This window comes from Pedobacter soli, from assembly GCF_900101435.1.
Classification (GTDB): Bacteria; Bacteroidota; Bacteroidia; order Sphingobacteriales; family Sphingobacteriaceae; genus Pedobacter; species Pedobacter soli.
The window spans coordinates 66,813-82,840 of the sequence record NZ_FMZH01000005.1 but is presented as its reverse complement, the minus strand read 5'-3'; the positions used below and the strand labels follow the sequence as shown (position 1 = coordinate 82,840).

At 38.3% G+C, this 16,028-nt stretch carries 19 protein-coding genes; 3 read left to right on the top strand and 16 right to left on the bottom strand.

Features of this window, described 5'->3' with window-relative positions; translation table 11 throughout:
- Positions 1 to 24: 24 nt before the first annotated feature.
- The 3 genes from BLR37_RS12225 to gldB all read right to left on the bottom strand — a co-directional run bounded on the left by BLR37_RS12225 (position 25) and on the right by gldB (position 3,008).
- Entirely contained in the window at positions 25 to 816 is a 792-nt protein-coding gene (locus tag BLR37_RS12225; protein ID WP_090768967.1) for a M12 family metallopeptidase, read from the bottom strand.
- A gap of 306 nt (positions 817 to 1,122) precedes the next feature.
- The gene (locus BLR37_RS12220) at positions 1,123 to 1,893 is read right to left on the bottom strand and encodes a patatin-like phospholipase family protein (RefSeq protein ID WP_039473207.1); all 771 of its coding nucleotides are present in this window, start codon (positions 1,891 to 1,893) and stop codon (positions 1,123 to 1,125) included.
- An 80-nt stretch (positions 1,894 to 1,973) separates the two neighbouring features.
- Entirely contained in the window at positions 1,974 to 3,008 is a 1,035-nt protein-coding gene (gene gldB, locus BLR37_RS12215; RefSeq protein WP_090768965.1) for a gliding motility lipoprotein GldB, read from the bottom strand.
- Between the two features lie 30 nt (positions 3,009 to 3,038).
- Between gldB and BLR37_RS12210 the strand changes: the two genes are divergently transcribed.
- Together BLR37_RS12210 and BLR37_RS12205 are read left to right on the top strand one after the other, a co-directional pair.
- Positions 3,039 to 3,713: a porin family protein gene (locus BLR37_RS12210; protein WP_090768963.1), complete on the top strand. Its 675-nt coding sequence runs from the start codon at positions 3,039 to 3,041 to the stop codon at positions 3,711 to 3,713.
- A gap of 88 nt (positions 3,714 to 3,801) precedes the next feature.
- Entirely contained in the window at positions 3,802 to 5,442 is a 1,641-nt protein-coding gene (locus BLR37_RS12205) for an NAD+ synthase (protein WP_090768961.1), read from the top strand.
- A gap of 241 nt (positions 5,443 to 5,683) precedes the next feature.
- Here the strand turns inward: BLR37_RS12205 and BLR37_RS12200 are convergent, their stop codons facing one another.
- From BLR37_RS12200 to rsmI, 8 genes are all read right to left on the bottom strand, one after another.
- On the bottom strand, positions 5,684 to 6,100 hold the full coding sequence (locus BLR37_RS12200) for an OsmC family protein (RefSeq protein ID WP_208599651.1): 417 nt from the start codon (positions 6,098 to 6,100) through the stop codon (positions 5,684 to 5,686).
- 103 nt (positions 6,101 to 6,203) lie between these two features.
- The gene (lspA, locus tag BLR37_RS12195) at positions 6,204 to 6,728 is read right to left on the bottom strand and encodes a signal peptidase II (RefSeq protein ID WP_090768959.1); all 525 of its coding nucleotides are present in this window, start codon (positions 6,726 to 6,728) and stop codon (positions 6,204 to 6,206) included.
- Positions 6,729 to 6,734: 6 nt separating this feature from the next.
- Positions 6,735 to 7,196, bottom strand: a complete 462-nt coding sequence (locus tag BLR37_RS12190) for a DinB family protein (RefSeq protein ID WP_039473225.1) — start codon at positions 7,194 to 7,196, stop codon at positions 6,735 to 6,737.
- On the bottom strand, positions 7,189 to 8,814 hold the full coding sequence (lnt, locus tag BLR37_RS12185) for an apolipoprotein N-acyltransferase (protein ID WP_090768957.1): 1,626 nt from the start codon (positions 8,812 to 8,814) through the stop codon (positions 7,189 to 7,191). Before lnt ends, BLR37_RS12190 begins: the two co-directional genes overlap by 8 nt.
- Positions 8,815 to 8,912: 98 nt before the next feature.
- On the bottom strand, positions 8,913 to 9,560 hold the full coding sequence (locus BLR37_RS12180; protein ID WP_090768955.1) for a PH domain-containing protein: 648 nt from the start codon (positions 9,558 to 9,560) through the stop codon (positions 8,913 to 8,915).
- Between the two features lie 5 nt (positions 9,561 to 9,565).
- Positions 9,566 to 9,910, bottom strand: a complete 345-nt coding sequence (locus BLR37_RS12175; RefSeq protein ID WP_090768953.1) for a HepT-like ribonuclease domain-containing protein — start codon at positions 9,908 to 9,910, stop codon at positions 9,566 to 9,568.
- On the bottom strand, positions 9,907 to 10,209 hold the full coding sequence (locus tag BLR37_RS12170; RefSeq protein ID WP_090768951.1) for a nucleotidyltransferase family protein: 303 nt from the start codon (positions 10,207 to 10,209) through the stop codon (positions 9,907 to 9,909). The genes BLR37_RS12175 and BLR37_RS12170 overlap by 4 nt, the downstream gene beginning before the upstream one ends.
- A gap of 19 nt (positions 10,210 to 10,228) precedes the next feature.
- The gene (rsmI, locus tag BLR37_RS12165) at positions 10,229 to 10,942 is read right to left on the bottom strand and encodes a 16S rRNA (cytidine(1402)-2'-O)-methyltransferase (protein WP_039473230.1); all 714 of its coding nucleotides are present in this window, start codon (positions 10,940 to 10,942) and stop codon (positions 10,229 to 10,231) included.
- A 148-nt stretch (positions 10,943 to 11,090) separates the two neighbouring features.
- On the opposite strand from rsmI, the gene serS reads away from it, so the two are divergent.
- Entirely contained in the window at positions 11,091 to 12,362 is a 1,272-nt protein-coding gene (gene serS / locus BLR37_RS12160; protein ID WP_090768949.1) for a serine--tRNA ligase, read from the top strand.
- A gap of 147 nt (positions 12,363 to 12,509) precedes the next feature.
- Here serS and BLR37_RS12155 read toward each other — a convergent pair whose 3' ends face one another.
- The 5 genes from BLR37_RS12155 to BLR37_RS12135 all read right to left on the bottom strand — a co-directional run bounded on the left by BLR37_RS12155 (position 12,510) and on the right by BLR37_RS12135 (position 15,993).
- A complete protein-coding gene (locus tag BLR37_RS12155; protein WP_039473236.1) occupies positions 12,510 to 12,824 on the bottom strand; it encodes a hypothetical protein in 315 nt (104 codons plus the stop codon).
- Positions 12,825 to 12,920: 96 nt separating this feature from the next.
- Positions 12,921 to 13,610, bottom strand: coding sequence for an SIMPL domain-containing protein (locus BLR37_RS12150; RefSeq protein ID WP_039473239.1), 690 nt, complete (start codon positions 13,608 to 13,610; stop codon positions 12,921 to 12,923).
- Between the two features lie 494 nt (positions 13,611 to 14,104).
- On the bottom strand, positions 14,105 to 14,557 hold the full coding sequence (locus BLR37_RS12145; protein WP_090768947.1) for a cold-shock protein: 453 nt from the start codon (positions 14,555 to 14,557) through the stop codon (positions 14,105 to 14,107).
- A 109-nt stretch (positions 14,558 to 14,666) separates the two neighbouring features.
- Complete coding sequence (locus BLR37_RS12140; RefSeq protein WP_090768945.1) at positions 14,667 to 15,428, bottom strand: FkbM family methyltransferase; 762 nt, start codon at positions 15,426 to 15,428, stop codon at positions 14,667 to 14,669.
- Positions 15,429 to 15,453: 25 nt separating this feature from the next.
- Positions 15,454 to 15,993: a GNAT family N-acetyltransferase gene (locus tag BLR37_RS12135; RefSeq protein ID WP_090768944.1), complete on the bottom strand. Its 540-nt coding sequence runs from the start codon at positions 15,991 to 15,993 to the stop codon at positions 15,454 to 15,456.
- Between the last annotated feature and the right edge of the window lie 35 nt (positions 15,994 to 16,028).

Sequence of the window (16,028 nt, the reverse complement as noted above, 5' to 3'; positions counted from 1 at the left end):
ATGCCACTATGTGTAAATTAATTTTTAGAATGGATATACTGAAGCAATAAATGATTTATCGGTAGGAGATAAGACAGTGTTCCATCCCACTTCAAAATCACCGATCGTTAGTTCATTAGGAACCGAATAATGCATAATCGAAAATTTATCGTAGGCACTGTAATTGGTTTGTGTAGTGCTGTATTTAGCAAAGATGTTATTATCTGTTGTTGCTTCATCCCAATAATTTGGGGCCGCTGCGTAGTAAGCATAAACAGCTGGTTTGTCCCACGGAATAGATACCAAAGGATGTTGGTGTTCGTGAATCATACCCAATGCATGTCCAAATTCGTGTATTACCACGCGGCTATATTCCGAATCTGCAGTATTATTGGTTAGCCAGCCATAATTCATGGTTGCACCAGTGCTTGGTGTCGATTTTCCAATGTACGACCATGATCCTCCGCTGGCGAAGGTTACCCTGATTTTAGCGGTATTATCGTTGGTTACAAAATTGAATTTAATGTTGGCATATTGTTCCCATTGTTTGGCAAACTGGATTACTTTAGCTCTAACGGTTGAAGTACCTCCATTTAAACTTACTTTAATGGTAGAGCCATTTGGCCATTTGGTTGAAGTGATTACTGCGCCTCTGGGCGTAGTGCCGTCAAGTGTTCTTTCCGTACAGATCTTGATATCGCTCATTTGGTTGACACTTAAACTTTCAGGGCGATCTAAGGTTTCGGTTTCAGTTGGTTTTTCTTTTTTACAAGAATATAAAGACAAAGTTAGGGCTAAGGCAATCAGTGCTGCCTTGTTTAATTTTAAAAAATTCATGTTTTAGGTTGTTTAGGTAAAAATTAATGATCTGTGTTATTTGACTGAAAAATCAAGTTAGAAAATAGTAAACACAGGGATTCTCCGCTTCTGCTGAAGCATGGTCTGGTTAAAAAACATAGGTAAGACGTTTAGGTTAAATACCATGCATTTTGCAAAGTATAATCCTAAAGTAAAATATTATTATATAACAAGCAAGAGAAATGTAATATTTTTATTTCAATTGTGTAATTGTTACACTATATTTTTTTTGTATGAAAATATTCTTATCTGTAGTTTTAATTCTACTTTATTAGAGGTAAACTATTATTTTGTGATGAGTTCAGAAATAGTGGGACTGTTTTTGATGGTAATCAGGGCTTCTTCATGCGCTAGCCAGTAAATATCTTCTGCACGTTTCATATCAAAGGTACTAATGGCGCCAAGGCCTTTAGGTTCAATCAGTACATTACAGAATTTTGCTTTTCTTTCCATGTCATGATTGATCGACATGATTCCGGCGCGCCCCATTAAATTGGTAATCCCTGTTATTTTATCAACCGGTTTGAGGTGATTGCAGGAAGAGCCAATAATAAAATCGCAGTCTTCCATCAGGGGTTCAACCGGGAAATTATTTAGAATTCCTCCGTCAACATACATCTGCCCGTCAATCATAATTGGTTTAAAAATGCCTGGTATGCAGCTCGAAGCGTGTATGGCTCTGATTAATGGTCCTTTAGTAAAATACACCAGCCGGCCCTCACTAAAATTTACAGCAGCTATGGTTAGCGGGATTTTTAGCTTTTCAATGGTATCTTCAGGGAAGTATTCTTTTAAAATCAGTGAAGTATTTTCGATGTTGATTAAGCCGAGCGAACCCACTGCAGGGCGTACAAAACGCCACAATTTGGTTTTCAGGAAAATATTCAATCCTTCTTCCGGATCGATACCCGCCGCAAAAAAAGCTCCGGCTATGGCCCCGGCACTTGTTCCACTAATGTGACTAAAGGTAATACCTAAATTGCTAAAGGCTTTTAAAACGCCTAAATGTGCTATTCCTCTAATGCCTCCGCCCGATAATACAATGCCAACTTTCATAGATTTATTTTAAGGTAATTACTTTATTACTTAATGATTTTTTAGCAGACAACTGTAAATTGCTAATTGAAAACCGCAACCTAATTCTGTTGTTTCGGTTTGTATTTCGACTTGTTCAAAATTTTCTGTGCATCTCCTTCTGCCATTAATTGTTGCAGGGTTACATCCGGATTTTCTTTCATATACTTCTTTACCATCTGCCATCCAATCCATATTCCCAATTTTGGTGCCGAATCTCTGTTTTCACCCAAACCAGGGGTAAACGGACCTTCTGATAAAAAAACCTGTATTTTTTGGTAATCAGTTTCGAATAGAAAATTATGCTCTAAAAAATAGGCCCAAATATCGCCTTCAAAGTGCTGTGCCCATTCCAGTTGTTGCGTAGTGTAGCCAATTTTAACCGAATCTGCCAACTGTTCTGGCAATACCTGATCAAGAAAATAAAGGATTTTTCCCTGAAAAACCATTTTGGATAACAAAGATTTGTTTTCATCAGGCTCTGCAAAAAGCTCTTCGTGCGCATAGGTTTCGGCTACTCGGGGCACAATATATTCGGGTGAAAATCTTCTTGATAGGTACAATGGAACACTCTGGACAATAGCTTTGTAAAATTTACTGTCTTTGCCCAAAAACATGTCGAGGCCAATCCCCAGATAATTATCGCCAACCGGCATCTGGTAAGCAAAGCCCGAAGCAAAAGCAATAAATTTGGGAATTTTAGCTTTGGGGTAATAATATTTAATGTACTTAAAAGTTTCGTTTAAACCAGCTTCCTGTGCTTTTAAATTAGGGAAAACACTGTCTACTTCTTTAGTTAAATCGGTATAGGCCTGATCATGGTACAGGGTTGCCAGCGATTCGGTATTTTCGTATTTCGTATCGAGGATTTTATGCAGAAAATCGTCATAAAATACACCATATTTTGTGCTTAGCGTTTGGTTTACCTCGGCCGGATTTTTGCCGTTGCCTGCAAACAGTTCTTTATCAAAGCGTTCTATTTTGATATCTACGGCAATATTGCTTACATCGGGCCTGTGGTTTTGCTTACAGGAAATAAATGCAATGGCAAAAAGAAAAATTAGATAAATTTGCCTGTGTTTTACGTTATACATCATGTAGAACAAATATATATAAACACCTATAGCATGAAAAGAATATCGACCATTTTAATTTTATTACTTTTAAGTTTCGGCGCCTGGGCACAAAATTCAACCTTAACCAGTTATGGCTTCCGCTTAGGCTTAACCGCTACGCCAACTGTTGGCTGGATTAAGCCCGAACAGGGCAAAACCAACGGAGTGGCTCTAGGCTTCTCTTATGGTTTAATAGGAGATTTTAATTTTGCACCGAATTACAGTTTTTCTACGGCTTTAACCATTACCAGTGTAAATGGAAAAAGTAGCGAGGTAAATGTGATGCCTTATAATGGCACAAGCAGCACAACCAATCCGGTGGCTTACGATTTAAAATATAAATTTCAATACATTGAGATACCGCTTACGGTAAAACTCAAAACGCTTAAAACAGATGGTACACGCTGGTATGGTCAGTTTGGTTTATCAAATGGATTTAATATCAGTGCCAAGCAAGATGCTGTGAGGAATGGGACGCAGGTAGGAGATAACCAAAATATTTCTGACTGGCGGAAATTTTATCGTGCTGGTTTAATTATTGGTGGAGGCGGCGAATTTGATGTTTCGGGTAATACGAGCATTTTAGCCGGTTTAACCTTTAACAACGGTTTTACCAATATCGCTACAGATGGTAGTCGCAATGTTAAAAACCACTATCTGGCACTTAATTTCGGTGTGTTCTTTTAAACCAATAGCTAATAGTTACAAAAACGCTTGATACTTAATACTTGCTACTTTAATCTCGCTACTTCATTACGCTTTAACTAACCCAAACATGAAAATCGCTTTAGCCCAACTCAATTACCACATCGGAAACTTTGAGGCCAATACCCAAAAAATAACCAAGCATATCCAACTGGCAAAAGATAAAGGTGCCGACCTGGTTGTTTTTGCCGAGCTGGCGATTTGTGGCTACCCGCCAAGGGATTTTTTGGAGTTTGATGAGTTTATTTTGCTTTGCGAAAATGCAGTGCAGGAAATAGCAAAACATTGCAATGGTATTGCCTGCATTGTGGGCTTGCCCATAAAAAATGAGGTGCTTCAGGGTAAGGATTTGTTTAACGCTGCTTACTTTATTGAAGATGGTGCAGTAAAAGGTGTAATTAGGAAAGCGCTTTTGCCTACTTACGATGTCTTTGATGAGTATCGCTATTTTGAACCTGCAACTGAGTTTGGGTGCATCGATTTTAAAGGTAAAAAGATTGCACTAACCATTTGCGAAGACCTCTGGAACATTAACGATAACCCGCTTTATGTTTCTAACCCGATGGATGAACTGATTAAGGAAAAACCTGATTTGATGATCAACATTGCAGCTTCTCCTTTTTCTTACACCCATGATGATGAGCGGATTAAAGTGCTGTCTGATAATGCTAAAAAATATCATCTGCCTGTTTTTTACGTCAACCAGGTAGGTGCGCAAACCGAAATTATTTTCGATGGCGGTTCGCTGGTTTTTGATGCAGATGGAGCCATGAAAGCAGAGATGAAATACTTTGAAGAAGATTTACAGGTATTCGATCTGGAAGAGGTTGAGCATGTGCGCAATAAATACCCGCAAGCCGAAAGGTTAACCGATATTGAACAGATTCACGATGCGCTGATTTTAGGGATTAAGGATTATTTCAGGAAATCTGGTTTTAGTAAAGCGGTGCTGGGCTTATCGGGCGGGATTGATTCGGCGGTGGTTTGCGCACTGGCCTGCCGTGCTTTAGGCCCAGAAAATGTAATGGCTGTTTTAATGCCCTCTAAATTTTCGTCCGATCATTCGGTGCAGGATGCCTTAGATTTAGTAAATAACATTGGTTGTATGCACGAAATTATCCCGATTAAGGATGTTGCAGAAGCTTTTGATCAGATACTGGCACCAGCGTTTAAAGGCTTGCCATTTAACCTGACCGAAGAAAATATTCAGGCGCGTATCCGTGGTATTATCAATATGGCTATGAGTAATAAGTTTGGTTATATTTTGCTCAATACTTCCAATAAAAGTGAATGTGCAGTGGGCTACGGCACGCTCTACGGTGATATGTGCGGTGCCATAGGGGTAATTGGCGATGTATATAAAATGCAGGTTTTTGAGCTGGCCAGATACATCAATAAAGAACGTGAAATTATTCCGCTTAATACCATTGTTAAACCACCATCAGCAGAGTTAAGGCCTGATCAGAAAGATTCTGATTCGTTACCCGAATATGAAATCCTGGATCAGATCCTGTATCAGCATATTGAAAAGAAACAGGGATCGAAAGCCATTATTGCACAAGGATTTGATGCTGCGCTAGTGCAACGGATATTGAAAATGGTTAACATTGCCGAATTTAAACGTTACCAAACACCGCCTATTTTAAGGGTTTCGCCTAAAGCGTTCGGTATGGGCAGGAGAATGCCTATTGTTGGGAAATATATGGCTTAGTGGGTTGAAAGGTTTGAAAGTTTAAATTGTTGGAATGTTAAATTGCCTATTTGATCTTCCAGGCTTCCATTAAAAAACGACGATGGAATATAGGTGTTCCTGGGGTAAACAATTTGAGGAATCAGCAAGCAGGTCGTCATCTCGACTGAAGCGTAGCGAATGGAGAGATCTATTAGCTAGATTTCTCGACTGCGTTGCACTCCGCTCGAAATGACGATCTATTAAAGACTGTATTACAATCTTATGCTAAAGTAGCATCAACCGTAATGGTGGTATTTAATAATTTAGAAATCGGGCAGTTTTTTTCTGCATCAGCCACTAATTCATCAAATTTATCTTGCGATAAACCCGGTACAGAAGCGGTTAAGGTTAAATGTGATTCAACAATTTCACCTTTCGATGGATCAAGGTTAATGTCACATTTGGTTTCCAATCTATCGGCAGTAAAACCAGCTTCAGTTAAATTAGCCGATAATTTCATGGTAAAGCATCCTGCATGTGCCGCAGCAATTAGCTCTTCGGGGTTAGTACCAACACCTTCTGCAAAGCGCGAGTTGAAAGAATATTGTGTATTGTTTAAAGTAGTACTTTGAGTAGTAATATTACCTGTACCTTCTTTAATAGAACCTTGCCAAACGGCTGTTGCATTTCTTTTCATGGTCAAAATTTATTTTTTGTTTGATTGTTTAACAGTTAAAGATAAATATATGTTTGTATTCGGAATGAAAATCTTTGTTAAGAAATTAACTTATTTCAGCAGCTTATTCTACCTCCGAAATGCTTTCTTCTTCAGGCTTGGCAATTTTATTCCTGAACGATTGTACCAGTAAAATGCCCACACCAATCATGATCGAAATATCAGCGAAATTAAATACCCCAGTTTGAAAAATATAAAAGTCCATGTGCATAAAATCGGTAACAGAGCCATGCACAATCCTGTCATATAAATTACCAATGCCGCCTCCAATTAAAAAGCAGAGTGCAATTTGCATGCTGATGGGCAGGTTGCGTTTAGCGAAAAGAAAATACAGACCATAGCCTAAAAATAACAAGGGCAGTCCTGTCAAAATGATTAGCCTGAAAATATAAGGCATCTCGTCACCTAAGCTTAAAAACGCACCCGTATTTTCTACCTTGGTTAACGTAAAACGGTCTTTAATGATACTGATATGCTCATAATCGCTAATGTTAACGCGAACAATTTTTTTGGATATCTGGTCGCACCCAAAATTTAAGGTTAACAACAGAAGTAATACCGACCAGCGTAGGTTTTTTATTTTTTGCATATTTTTTTATCTGATAATATCGGCATCAACCGGTGTATAGCCTAAATGCCTGCTTAACGACATGATTTGTCCTTTGTGATGAAATTCGTGCGTAATAACATGGGTAAATAGTTTTAAAGGATTTACAATTAAAGATTCCCCATTTCTTTCCAGTTCAATTTGCTGCTGCTCATTTCCTTTAAATTTTTCGGTAAATAACTCCAAATATTCATCTACTTGCGCAAAATAGCTTTGGCAATCGCTTAAGGTCTGGTAGCTTTCGAAAGGTAAAAAATCCTGCTTAATTCCCAATGCCCTTTCGCCGATCCAGGCACAATAGGTTTGGCAGATATGCACCAGTAAATTTCTGATAGATCCGCGGCCAAAAGAACTGTTATCGGCTAAGAAATCCTGTTGGGAAATGGTGTCTATATAAGTTAATAGCGTATTCCTCGAAGATAAAACGTATTCGTATTGTTGTTTAAGCATGGCCTGATTTTCTGATCCATTTTCTATAAGGAATAATCAAAGCTAAAAGAATGGCTGCAATGCTCAATAACTGCGCAATAATATCTCCGCTTTTTACATAAAAGGTTATCTCATCATTTAGGTTAATGTTTGCCTTGATAGCTGTTCTTGTCCACCATTTGGTGCTTTGAGTAACATCGCCACGCTGGTTAATGAAGCACGAAATACCGGTATTGGCCGAGCGTGCCACATCACGGTGTGTTTCTATAGCCCTGAGTTTGGCATACATTTCATGCTGATCTTTACCTGAAGTATTTCCCCACCAACCATCATTGGTAATAATTGCAATAAACTGTGCACCATCTTTTACCTGTTCGCCGATCCAATCGCCCCAAAGGCTTTCGTAGCAAACAACAGGAGCAGCACCAATTCCACTTTGCGCGTACAAAACACTTGGTTTTTCCTGCCAGCCCCAGCCACTAACACTGCCACCCAGCTGCGCAAATACACCATCCATAAAAGAAAATACTTTTGGGAAAGGCATTTTTTCTGCACCGGGAACGAGTTTTGATTTATGGTAGAATTGTACATTGGCCGAATTCTCTACCTGCATAGCAGAGTTGTAGTTGTCATAAAACATGCCATTGGGATGCTTCTTTGCAGATATCGTTTTTTTATCTTCATACCACCTTACACTCTCTATTCCGGTAATCAATGTACCGTTTTTGTATTTATTCAAAAAGCTTTGCAAGCTGGTAAAATCCGGATTGGTACGAATCTTTTCCTCATCAGCATAATTTGGGATGGCTGTTTCAGGCCAGATAAAATATTCTGTATTGGTTTGCCCGATTGAATCGGAAAGATGGGTTAAAATTTTTATTTGCTCAGCGGCGGGAATGATTTCCAACTTTTGATAAGGATCAATATTCGGTTGAACCACTACTACGTTACTTGGCGTGCCTTTCTGTTCGGCATTAAAGTATTTTGTTAAAGATATGGCCATTGGGATAATAACCACCAGTGCCCAAATGCCCACAGGTCTGTACTTTAAATAGCCAGTTTGTGTTTTTAGTTTTTTGTAAGCTTCGAAAGCCAGGATGTTGCTGGTTAAAATCCAGAGCGATCCGCCGTAAACTCCCGTGTAATCATACCATTGTGCCAGCTGGTGCATACCCGCCAATCCATTGCCTAAAGTCATCCAGGGAAAAGCCAGATCCCAGGTTTGTTGTAAGTATTCAAGCGCTATGTAAAAGGAAATTAAGCCAATGTAAGCCACAGTTTTATTCACATATCTGCCCAAACGGTAATACAGCCAAACTGAAAAAGTCATTAAAAGTGCACCTAAACCGTAAGGGATTAACGATACCGGAATAGCCACAATGGGGTTGTTGTATGCACTTATGGCATTGTAAACCCAGTAAATAGCCGCTGTATTCCAAACCAAAAAGGTTAAACCTGCAGTTAGGAAAATCCTTTTGCCTGCTTTTTTAATGCCACTATTGGCAATACTGTCTATCGCAATGAATAATGGTACCAATCCGATTAATAATAAGGGGGTGGTAAATGGCATAGGCGGCCAGGCCAGCCACAGTAAAAATGCACTTAAGCCGGCGAGGAGGTAGGTTTGTTTCTTGTTCATTTTTAATTGCTGGCGCAGTGTTGTAAGGCTGAGCTTATCGAAAGATCAATTACTATCTGCGTTTCGACAGGCTCAACTTAACAATGAGAGGGATTTTGCTATAGACTATCTAAAATATTTGCTTTTTTGGCTTCGTACTCTTCCTGCGTAATCAGGTGTTTATCGTACAAAGTTTTAAGCTTGCGTAGCTTCAATGTGGTTTCGTCTTCTGCTTCTTCTACCACTTCGGCAATCTGGATAACCGGTTGCTCTGGCTCTGGTGCAGGAGCGGGAATTTCGGCAAATGGTTGTGCGTTTAAACTAATTGGTGAAGCTGTAGCGCGATTTTCTTCTAGCTTTTGCTGACGCAACATTTCTTTATATTCTTCCAATTGCTGGTTTGCAGCCTGGTGTAATTTACGCGCCTGTACCTTTGGAATAAATTCGGTTACAATATTTTCGCCATGTTGTGGCACACAGATAAATTTAGAACCGAAAAATTCTTCTTTAAACGAAACTTCTTTAATGCTTTTCCACGAAATATCTTTAAAGTTCATGGTTAAGCCCAGGTTGCCCGGTTCGCAGTAAAAAATCCTTTTGTTCGAAATTGCAATACTATCCGGAAGCAAGTTTACTGCTGGTTTTTTCTGCACAGCCAGGTACAAAAGCTCTTCGCCATTGGTTAAAAGATCGTTTAATTTTCCAATCACCTTTTCAACCGCTTTTGGGTCTTGTTCGTCGCTCAGAAATCTATCTATACTAATCATAATATTTAATTATTGTGTTCGAGGTACTTTTCTACCTCTTTTTGTAAAACTGGTATGTCTTTAATTATAATTTTCCATATAACCATGTCATTAACATTGTCATACGAATGGATTATTTTATTTCTCAAATCAACAATTTGCCTTGAATATGAAATAATGATTTCAGGATTTATTTTCAGAAGCTTATTAATGGCTTCTCCTATAATTTCAAGCTCACGTTCAACTGCCCGTCGTTTGGTTTTGTTCGCTTTATAAATTTCAAAAGCAAAGTTATTTTCTAAATGCTCATAAATAGATTGAATCGAAATTTGAATATCGGTAAGAAGTTTCTTTTCTTCTAAAACACTCATATCAACTGAATTTTGCTTTGATTAATACTTTCGATAAGATAAGGATTACTTAATGTTTCTTCGGCCAATAAATCAACATTTCTTTTTAATAAATCCTGTAAGGCATAAAGCAAATCGAAATAGTTATTCCCATAGCTTTCAAAATCAGATTTATTAGAGAAATTAATTAAAAAATCAATATCACTATCCTCTTTTAAGTCGTTTCTGGCAGCGCTACCAAATAAGTAAGCCTCTTTAACATCGTATTTTTTAAAGAGGTTTTTTATTTCGGGTAAATGATTTGATATCAAGCTTTCCATATTTTTAATTTAAAAAATGCTAATCTTCGGCATCATCATATTTGTTTTTTTGCTTTGTTGCCGGTTTTCCCGCTATGCAAATTACAAATTCTCCTTTTAAAGTATTGTTTTCAAAATGTGATTTTATTTCGGTTAAGGTACCTCTTACGGTTTCTTCAAACATTTTGGTTAGTTCCCTGCTTACCGATGCTTGTCGCTCTGCACCTAAATATTGGGCAAACTCTTCTAAAGTTTTTAATAAACGGTGCGGACTTTCATAAAGTATAATGGTGCGCTCTTCTTCGGCCAGTTTTTTAAATTTAGTTTGACGGCCTTTTTTAACAGGTAAAAAACCTTCAAAGCAAAAAGAATCGGCAGGCAGGCCCGAGTTTACCAATGCGGGCACAAAAGCTGTTGCACCAGGGAGGCATTCTACAGCAATATCGTTTTTAATGGCTTCGCGTACCAGAAAGAAACCCGGATCGGAAATAGCCGGTGTACCCGCATCCGAAATCAGGGCAATTTGCTGTCCTTCGTTTAAAAACCTGATAATCTCTGCAGTGGCTTTATGTTCGTTATGCTGGTGATGTGCAAAAACTCTTTTATCAATGCCGAAATGTTTGAGCATGGGTGCACTGGTACGGGTATCTTCTGCCAAAATCAAATCACATTCTTTTAATATCCGGATTGCCCTAAAGGTCATATCTTCCAGGTTGCCTATCGGCGTGGGTACGAGAAATAGTTTGCCATCCATGGTATCAAGTTCAGGTATCAAGTATAAGTATCAAGTATTAAGTATCGGGTATCAAGTAACGAGTATCAGGTATTTAAGCTGCGGATGGTTGAAAACTGCAAACTGAAAACTGAAAACTCTTTCTATCTTTGTGAAAAAAAATAAAATAATGCTGCAAGTTAACTATATCCGCGAAAATAGAGAGAAAGTTTTAGAACGTTTAAGTGTACGTAATTTTAAACAACCAGAACTGGTAGACGAAATCATCAAAATTGATGAAGAGCGTCGTTCCACTCAAACTTCGTTGGATAGTATTTCGGCAGAAGCTAATGCAGCCGCCAAACAAATTGGCGATTTAATGCGTGCAGGTAAAAAAGAGGAGGCTGAAGCGATTAAAGCACAAACGGCTTCTCATAAAGAAAACATCAAAAACCTGGGCGATAAATTAAATGAACTGGAAACTGCACAGCACAATTTAATTGTTCAGTTGCCAAACTTGCCTTACCATTTGGTAAAACAGGGCTCAACTGCCGAGGATAACGAAATTGTACTTACACATGGCGAACCCGCAAAATTGCCAAGCAAAGCTTTGCCGCATTGGGAGTTGGCCGCTAAGTATGATATTATTGATTTTGAACTGGGGGTTAAAATTACCGGTGCTGGTTTCCCGGTTTATAAAGGAAAAGGTGCCAGGTTGCAACGCGCCCTGATTAATTTCTTTTTAGATCACGCAACTGCTGCAGGTTATAAAGAAATGCAGGTGCCTCATTTGGTAAATGCGGCTTCGGGTTTCGGAACCGGACAGTTGCCGGATAAAGAAGGACAGATGTACCACTCAACTGTTGATGATTTATATTTAATCCCAACAGCCGAAGTACCGGTAACCAATTTATACCGCGATGTAATTATTAAGGAAGAAGATTTACCCATTAAAAATACCGCTTATACACCTTGTTTCCGCAGAGAAGCCGGTTCTTATGGCGCGCATGTGCGTGGTTTAAACCGCTTACACCAGTTTGATAAGGTAGAAGTGGTACAAATTACGCACCCGGATCAATCTTACGAAACATTGGAAGATATGAGCCAGTATGTGCAGTCGCTTTTGCAGGAACTGGGCTTACATTACCGTGTATTGCGTTTATGTGGTGGCGATATGGGCTTTACCTCAGCCATGACTTATGATATGGAAGTATGGAGTGCGGCTCAGGAGCGTTGGTTAGAGGTTTCTTCTGTTTCTAATTTCGAAACTTACCAGACTAACCGTTTAAAACTGCGTTTTAAAGGAAAAGAAGGAAAAGCTCAACTGGCACACTCGTTAAACGGAAGTGCGTTGGCTTTACCTCGTATTGTAGCTTCTATTTTGGAGAATTACCAGACGGAGAGCGGTATTAAAATTCCTGAAGCTTTGGTAAAATACACCGGGTTTGATATGATTGATTAAGATGAGCAACTTCAATGGCTTAGCAAGGGTTAAGACTTACTAAGTTATCCTCCTGTAAGCCATCGCGAACTTCGTAAGAAGACCATAAAAAAAGCTTTGCATCACTGCAAAGCTTTTTGTTTTTTATGTAGATAGATGTGATTTCGATTATAGGATCAGGATCAACAATAAGATGATGATAATGATGGCACCTACTGAAAGGTAAACACCTCCAGAGATTGCACGTGCCTGTCCTTTTAACTCTCTTAATTCGCTGCGTAATGCCTTGCGCTCAGCTTTAGTCAGGTTCGATTTGTCCATGTCTCTGATTTCTTCAACACGGCTTTTAATCGTTTCTAATTTTACAGCCTGTTCTGCAGTTAATTCAGTTGGGTTCTTAGCAGGTTTATCAGCTGCCTGGGCCGAATTAAAACTAATGCCTAAAGCAAAAACCAAGGCCAGCGTGTAGATGAATTTTTTCATAATATTAATTTTTTTAGTGTTCGACCTCTAGCTAACAAAAAACCTACCAAAATGTTCTGGTAGGTTTTAAAAAAATGTAATTAAATGTTAAATATGTTATTTGATTTCGAAAACCACATTAACACTGAAGTTTAACTTAATTTTTTTGAAGTCAATTTCTGGTGCTGCATCTGCAGATTCTGCCATTGCAGATTTCATCATGTAGTTTCTGTAAACAGGTTGTACAACATTGTCGCCACCATCCTGTATTTCAATTACGCTGCCTAATTTATCGCCCAAAGCTTCTACCATGTAAGCTGCTTTTTCTTTTGCAGCCATAAGCGCTTTAATTTTCAGCTCTTTTTTAAGACTCTCAATTTTACTGTAATCGTAGCTTTCGATGTTGGTATTGGCAATACCCTTGGCATCAATGGCTTCAATAATCGCATTGAATTTGTTTAAATCACTTACTTTTAAGCGGTATTGTTTACTGGCTAAAAAATCAGGGTTTTTCTTTTTCTCTGTAGCATAGTTCCAGCTGCTTAAATTGCTAATGGTTAAATTTTCTTTTGCGATACCCGCTTTTTGAACCGCGGCATACAATTGTTTTTCTAACTCAGTAATCTCTACTTTTTTCTTACCGTTTAAATACTCTTTAAGCGAAATGCCGATGTAAATGATATCGGGTGTAACTTCTGTTTCGGAGGTGCCGCTAACATTAATTTTTCTGCGTAAATCTACTTGTTGAGCCATCGCTGTCGATAATCCTAAAAATGCAACTAATGCAAGTGCTATTAACTTTTTCATAATTCAAATTTTTCTTTGTGTGTACTGTAAAGATGTAAGCAACTCACAAATTCCACACCGGGATTAAAATATTTTTTATTTTACCTGATAACGGTTGCATCTGGCAAATAGCTACAACAAGGCTGTTATTTATTGGATTTAAGATCGTATCTGACTTGTTTTCAGGTTGATGTGTTTAGATTACTGAAGGGGAGAATTCAGCTTTAAATACCAAAATACAGGCATGAAATTTTTTTATGAACAGAACATTAATCAGGTATATTGCACTGAAGTTGTAGCCAATTATGGCTTGTTGCTGTACCCGAAAAGAAATTTGAGGAAAGAAGAATGTGAAAATTTGTAGGTGTTTTCTCAATCGGGAAAAATTATGCGCAAGGTTTTATGCTTAAATAGACGGAATTATAAAGGGTAATAAAACCGTGCGCAGCAGAACGTTTTCTGCAATTTATCTTATTGCAACCTGGATAAGGTTACAAATGGAGCGTATTTAGCGCTTAAACTTTGGAAACCTTAACTGCAGTTGGTCCTTTCTGTCCCATTTCTACTTCGAAAGTAACTTTATCACCTTCTTTAATCTGGCTGATTAAGCCATTTGCGTGTACAAAGATGCTTTCCTGGGTTTCGGTATTTTTAATAAAGCCATAACCTTTGCTATCGTTAAAGAAAGTAACTGTTCCTTTTTTAATGGGACTTTCATCAACAACGTCTTGTTGTCTGGCAACGCCAATCTGGATATCTTCGGTATTGATTACCACTTTTTTGTTTGGATCGGGTGGCGTAGAAGAAATGTTGCCATTTTCGTCAACATAAGCCATCATATCTTCCAATGCTAAACCTTTTTTAGCATTAGCCTGGCGTTCTTCTTTTTTCTCTTGCTTGTCTTTTTGTTTCTTTAAGCGTTTTTTTTCGTTTTCTTTTTTACTGTATGATGCCTGGGATTTAGCCATATTTTACTTAAGTTTTGTTTTAGAATGGTGAGTGGAATGGAGAATTAAGCAAAGATAGCAATACTTGAAAGAAAATCAGGTTTTTGAATGTTGAAATGATTAAAATTTATTACTCCCAGCGATTTGTATTTCTTAAAAATCCATTTCTTTTTACAAAGCAAATATCGCATTGTGCTAATGCGCCATCATAGGGCCTTCTTAAAAAACCTGGGAAATCATACGCTACATAATCTTTTGCGAGCATAAAATTTACGATATCTGAAAATACGGGAAAGCCAATGTCGTCTCCAAAAGAATAAAAAGAAACCTCAATTATAAATACTTCTGTTTTGCCAAATAAAAATTCTGCTCCTTTTAAGGTTTCTATTTCAAAGCCCTGAACATCAATTTTGACCAGTTCGGGAACTGTAAATTGTTCACTTTTAACGATCTCATCTAAAGAAATCAGTTTAACCAGAAGTTGTTTTCCAGATTTAACAAGGCTTTGGTTTTCATGAGGTAATAAGGATGCTCCCGCCAGATCGTCGTACGTGGTAAGCAACTTTTCCTCCATTTTTTCGCCTGCCCCAAGCATAAAATAAATCGATCCTTTAACTCTGCTGCAAAAATCTTTTATAATATCCTCCAGTACTATTTGTGGTTCGATTAAGCAAAACTTAGCTGACGGAAAAATCTCATGCGCCATTGAACTCCAACTTCCAACATGCGCTCCAACATCAATAATTGACTTACAATCGAGTCCACGGTACTTTAAATCCTGAAGGAGCCTTTTCATATCGCCTACAGGCCTCATTGCCGAACCTATAGGAAATGGATCTATCCTTCTAATTTCAAAACCCAATTTGCGGAGTATATTTTTGATCAGTTTCATTACTTTATCAATATTTATTTTTCACTCATAATGAACGATTTTTCCATGTAGGTTTCTCGATTTCGTAAACAAAATTCCATTTAACCGGTTCGCCATAATAGGCTACTTCTAATTCGCCAACTTTAGTGGCTCCTAATTTCTCTGTAGCTTTTTGCGACCTAAAGTTAGTGGCACCAATATGCAGGATTATCTTATCTACAAAACGGAATGCATAATCGAACATCAGTGTTTTTAAGGCGCGGTTGTGGCCTTTTCCCCAAAACTCACGAGCAATAAAGGTGTAGCCAACTGCAACCGCACCGTCTGCCTCATCCAGATCGTAATATCTCGAGCTGCCTACAATTTTGCCGGTTTCTTTTTCGTAAACTATAAATGCGCCTTTCGATTCGATGGCACCTTTAAAGAAATTCTGAAAAACTTCACGTTGGTAGCGGTCTTTATTGGGATGTTGTTCCCAGATCAGCGGATCGGAAGCTACAGCAAACAAGGCTTCGAAATCTGTTTCTTTTAAGGGAACAATTTGAATTAAATCGTTTGCTAATGTGGGTTGTAAATCGAAATACATATGGTGTGGTTATCAAAACGGCCGGCTAAAAAGCC

Excerpts from the sequence above, each read along its gene's own strand:
- BLR37_RS12205 (WP_090768961.1), top strand. The coding sequence starts at position 3,802 with ATGAAAATCGCTTTAGCCCAACTCAATTACCACATCGGAAACTTTGAG.
- BLR37_RS12175 (WP_090768953.1), bottom strand. The coding sequence starts at position 9,910 with ATGAGTGTTTTAGAAGAAAAGAAACTTCTTACCGATATTCAAATTTCG.
- gldB (WP_090768965.1), bottom strand. The coding sequence starts at position 3,008 with ATGATGTATAACGTAAAACACAGGCAAATTTATCTAATTTTTCTTTTT.
- serS (WP_090768949.1), top strand. The coding sequence starts at position 11,091 with ATGCTGCAAGTTAACTATATCCGCGAAAATAGAGAGAAAGTTTTAGAA.
- BLR37_RS12200 (WP_208599651.1), bottom strand. The coding sequence starts at position 6,100 with ATGAAAAGAAATGCAACAGCCGTTTGGCAAGGTTCTATTAAAGAAGGT.
- BLR37_RS12190 (WP_039473225.1), bottom strand. The coding sequence starts at position 7,196 with ATGCTTAAACAACAATACGAATACGTTTTATCTTCGAGGAATACGCTA.
- BLR37_RS12220 (WP_039473207.1), bottom strand. The coding sequence starts at position 1,893 with ATGAAAGTTGGCATTGTATTATCGGGCGGAGGCATTAGAGGAATAGCA.
- BLR37_RS12150 (WP_039473239.1), bottom strand. The coding sequence starts at position 13,610 with ATGAAAAAGTTAATAGCACTTGCATTAGTTGCATTTTTAGGATTATCG.
- lnt (WP_090768957.1), bottom strand. The coding sequence starts at position 8,814 with ATGAACAAGAAACAAACCTACCTCCTCGCCGGCTTAAGTGCATTTTTA.
- BLR37_RS12155 (WP_039473236.1), bottom strand. The coding sequence starts at position 12,824 with ATGAAAAAATTCATCTACACGCTGGCCTTGGTTTTTGCTTTAGGCATT.
- lspA (WP_090768959.1), bottom strand. The coding sequence starts at position 6,728 with ATGCAAAAAATAAAAAACCTACGCTGGTCGGTATTACTTCTGTTGTTA.
- BLR37_RS12170 (WP_090768951.1), bottom strand. The coding sequence starts at position 10,209 with ATGGAAAGCTTGATATCAAATCATTTACCCGAAATAAAAAACCTCTTT.
- BLR37_RS12135 (WP_090768944.1), bottom strand. The coding sequence starts at position 15,993 with ATGTATTTCGATTTACAACCCACATTAGCAAACGATTTAATTCAAATT.
- BLR37_RS12140 (WP_090768945.1), bottom strand. The coding sequence starts at position 15,428 with ATGAAACTGATCAAAAATATACTCCGCAAATTGGGTTTTGAAATTAGA.
- BLR37_RS12225 (WP_090768967.1), bottom strand. The coding sequence starts at position 816 with ATGAATTTTTTAAAATTAAACAAGGCAGCACTGATTGCCTTAGCCCTA.
- BLR37_RS12180 (WP_090768955.1), bottom strand. The coding sequence starts at position 9,560 with ATGATTAGTATAGATAGATTTCTGAGCGACGAACAAGACCCAAAAGCG.
- BLR37_RS12145 (WP_090768947.1), bottom strand. The coding sequence starts at position 14,557 with ATGGCTAAATCCCAGGCATCATACAGTAAAAAAGAAAACGAAAAAAAA.
- rsmI (WP_039473230.1), bottom strand. The coding sequence starts at position 10,942 with ATGGATGGCAAACTATTTCTCGTACCCACGCCGATAGGCAACCTGGAA.
- BLR37_RS12210 (WP_090768963.1), top strand. The coding sequence starts at position 3,039 with ATGAAAAGAATATCGACCATTTTAATTTTATTACTTTTAAGTTTCGGC.